The following is a 3,433-nucleotide window of genomic DNA, read 5'->3' on the forward strand; positions in this document are numbered from 1 at the left end:
CCGCCCGCTCGACGTGCTCGGCGTAGTGAGGTCGCGCGCCGCGTAGCCGACGGCCTCGCTCGTCACGGCGGCCACGGCGGCACGCATCGCGGCCGCGTCGCCGTCGGGCACCGGGACGACCTGACGTCGAAACCCGGCCGCGCGGACGTCGTCGACCAGCCCCGGGGAGGCGGAGGGACCCAGCAGCAGCGTCAACGTCGGCAGGCTCACCGGGCCATCCTAGGAGCCCGCCCCCGGCGCTCGCCGGGCCGTCCGGGCAGGGTTCGTTACCCTGACACGGCACCGTCCGCACGTCCGAGATCGAAAGCAGGCTGGGTGAGCAAGAACTTCCGAGGCGACATCGAGGGCCTCCGCGCCATCGCCGTCCTCACCGTCGTCCTCTACCACATCGACCTCGCCTGGCTCCCGGGCGGATTCGTGGGCGTCGACATCTTCTTCGTCATCTCCGGCTTCCTCATCACGGGGCTGCTGGTCCGCGAGGTGGAGCGCGACGGCCGCGTCAGCCTGACGCGCTTCTACGCCCGGCGGGCCAAGCGCCTGCTGCCGGCGTCGGCCACGGTCATCGTGGCCACGATGGTCGCGACGTACCTCTTCCTGCCGGTCACCCGCTGGAAGGACACCGCCTTCGACGCGGTGGCGAGCGCGTTCTACGTCATCAACTGGCGCCTGGCCGACCGCGCGGTCGACTACTCGGCCGAGGACGACGCGGTCAGCCCGCTGCAGCACTTCTGGTCGCTGGCGGTCGAGGAGCAGTTCTACGTCGTCTGGCCGCTGCTGATCATCGTCGTCGCGATCCTGGTGCGTCGCGGCCACCTGCCGCTGCGCCCGGCGATGTTCGGCGGCCTGCTGCTCATCTTCGTGCCGTCGCTGGCCTACTCGGTCCACTGGACCCAGGAGTCGCCCGACACCGCGTACTTCATCACCACCACGCGCCTGTGGGAGCTCGCGCTCGGCGGCCTGGTGGCCATCTCGGTGCCGCTGCTGAACCGGATGCGTCCCGGTGCCGCCGCGGCCCTCACCTGGGTCGGCCTGGCCGGCATCGCCGCCTCGGTCCTGCTGCAGGACGACGCGATGCCGTGGCCCAGCTACTACGCGCTGCTGCCGATTGCCGGCGCCGCCGCGGTCATCGCCGGTGGTCCCGCCGCCGGCGCCCGCGGCGCCGGGCTGGTCCTGGACCGCTCGGTCATGCGCTGGTTCGGCGCCCTGTCGTACTCGATCTACCTGTGGCACTGGCCGATGATCGTGATCTTCGAGGGCTGGTCGCCCGGCGAGGAGACCACGCTGGACCTGCTGCCGGTCGCCGTCGCGTCGGTCGCCGCCGCCTGGCTCACGCACCACGTCATCGAGAACCCGGTGCGCTTCTCGCGGCTCATGGAGTCCACCCGCAACGCCCTGGCCGCCGGCCTGGCCCTGACGGTCATCGGCGTCGTCGCGGGCTTCACGCTCAACGGCGCCATCACCGCCAACGAGACCCCCGTCGTCAAGGACGCCAAGGGCGCCGAGGTGCTCGGCGAGAAGCCGCGCGGCAACCCGGCCGGCGACCCGGTCGACTCGGTCGAGGCCTTCTCCCCGTCGCTGGTCGACGTCGAGGACGACAACGCCAACGAGGCCACGCGCCGCTGCGACCAGGACATCGAGGGCACCGACCCCGCGTCCTGCACCTTCGGCGACCCGCAGGGCACGACCGTGATCGCGATGATCGGCAACTCCAAGACGCGTCAGTGGATCCCCGTCATGGACGAGATCGGCAAGGACCGCGGCTGGCGGATCGAGTCGTTCACCAAGTCCGCGTGCGAGTTCACCGCGGCCCCCACGCGCAACGGCAGCGACCCGCTCGACGACTACCCCGAGTGCGACGAGTGGAACCGCAACGTCGTCAAGACCGTGACCGAGGAGCTCAAGCCCGACCGCGTCTTCACGGTGCTCGACACGCTCAAGATCGCCCAGAAGAGCAAGGACGTGCCGGCCGCCGAGCTGCGCCGCACCCGCGTCGAGGGCGTCCAGGAGTGGTGGCGCACGTTCACCGACGCCGGCATCGACGTCGCCGTGCTGACCGCCGGGCCCCGCCTCAAGCTCAATATCCCCGACTGCGTCGGCAGCAACGAGGGCCACCTGACCCGGTGCGCCGTCGACCGCGCCAAGGCCTACTCCTCGGTGTGGGGCCTCTCGGACGCCGAGCAGGCCGTCGAGGGCGTCGAGGGCGTGGGCCTGGTCGACATGAACGGCTGGGTGTGCCCCGGCGAGAAGTGCGCGCCGATCATCGGCGAGGTGCTCGTCTACTACGACACGCACCACGTCACGGCGACGTACACCAAGACGATGCGCCGCTTCCTGGAGCCGCAGCTGGACGAGGTCTGGGGATGACGTCGGTCCGCGTCCGCGCGCTCGCGGTCGTCGCCGCTCTCGCAGCCATGCTCGCCGGCTGCTCGGACTCCGCCCCGGGCCCGAAGCCGGTCGAGGTGCCCCCGACGATCGCCGGGCTCGGTGCCGCGGCGCTCGCCGACGGCCAGCTCGAGCCGGCGACCACGACGCGCGGCGCCGTGCCCGAGCCGCGTGATGCGGCCGAGGACGTCTCGTCGCGCCGGGGCAAGGCCTGCACGGTGAGCTTCGAGGGCGCTGTCTCCCCCGGCTGCGTCTTCGGCGACCCGGAGGGGAAGGTCGAGGTCGCCCTGGCCGGCAACTCCAAGACGTTGCAGTGGCTGCCGGCGCTGGAGCAGCTCGCCCTGCTCAACCACTGGAAGGTGCGCACCTACACGAAGTCCGCCTGCGACTTCACGAGCGCCGCGACCCAGTACGACGAGCGCACGCCGTACCTCTCCTGCGACGAGTTCAACGCCGGGCTCGTCAGCCGGCTGACCGGGCCGGACCGGCCCGACCTCGTCGTGACCGCGCTCGACACGCGCAAGCTGTGGGCGCCCCGCGCGACCGCCGCCGAGAAGGACGCCCTGCTCCACGAGGGCGCCTCGACGCTCTGGACGCGCCTGACGAAGGCCGACGTCCCGGTGCTCGTCCTGGCCGCCACCCCGCGCATGCCGATCAACGTGCCCGACTGCCTGGTCCGCCACCCCGAGCGTCCCGGCCTGTGCGACGTGCCGCGCGACCAGGCGTACGACGACGTGTGGAAGGCCGACGAGGGACGCACGGTCGCCGGCGAGGTCGATGGCACCTCCTACCTCGACCTGAACCCGTGGGTCTGCCCGGGCCAGACGTGCCCGGCGATCGTCGGCGGGGTCACGCTGTACCGCGACCGGCACCACCTGACGCGCACCTACGTCGAGACGCTGACCCCGCGCCTGGGCCGGGCGATCGAGAAGGCCCTGCAGGTCCGCGCCGGCTGACCGGTTCGTCGCGGCGCCCGTGGCGGTCCTCGCCTACCGTGGGGCGATGAGCCTTCCCCGCGTCCGCGCGCTGGCCGTCGTGGCCGCGCTCGCGG

General features: G+C 72.3%; 3 protein-coding genes. 2 read left to right on the forward strand and 1 reads right to left on the reverse strand.

The window, feature by feature from the left end; translation table 11 throughout:
• On the reverse strand, window positions 1-210 hold a 210-nt coding region (locus tag AC2W7G_RS12085; protein ID WP_485868659.1), incomplete at its 3' end, for a hypothetical protein.
• Window positions 211-315: 105 nt separating this feature from the next.
• Here AC2W7G_RS12085 and AC2W7G_RS12090 point away from each other — a divergent pair.
• Both AC2W7G_RS12090 and AC2W7G_RS12095 read left to right on the forward strand, forming a co-directional pair.
• On the forward strand, window positions 316-2,364 hold the full coding sequence (locus AC2W7G_RS12090; RefSeq protein WP_485868660.1) for an acyltransferase family protein: 2,049 nt from the start codon (window positions 316-318) through the stop codon (window positions 2,362-2,364).
• Window positions 2,361-3,338: an SGNH hydrolase domain-containing protein gene (locus AC2W7G_RS12095; protein ID WP_485868661.1), complete on the forward strand. Its 978-nt coding sequence runs from the start codon at window positions 2,361-2,363 to the stop codon at window positions 3,336-3,338. The genes AC2W7G_RS12090 and AC2W7G_RS12095 overlap by 4 nt, the downstream gene beginning before the upstream one ends.
• The last annotated feature ends 95 nt before the right edge of the window (window positions 3,339-3,433 follow it).

The organism is Aeromicrobium sp. PFPM2_SD2, from assembly GCF_057364525.1.

Excerpts from the sequence above, each read along its gene's own strand:
- AC2W7G_RS12095 (WP_485868661.1), top strand. The coding sequence starts at position 2,361 with ATGACGTCGGTCCGCGTCCGCGCGCTCGCGGTCGTCGCCGCTCTCGCA.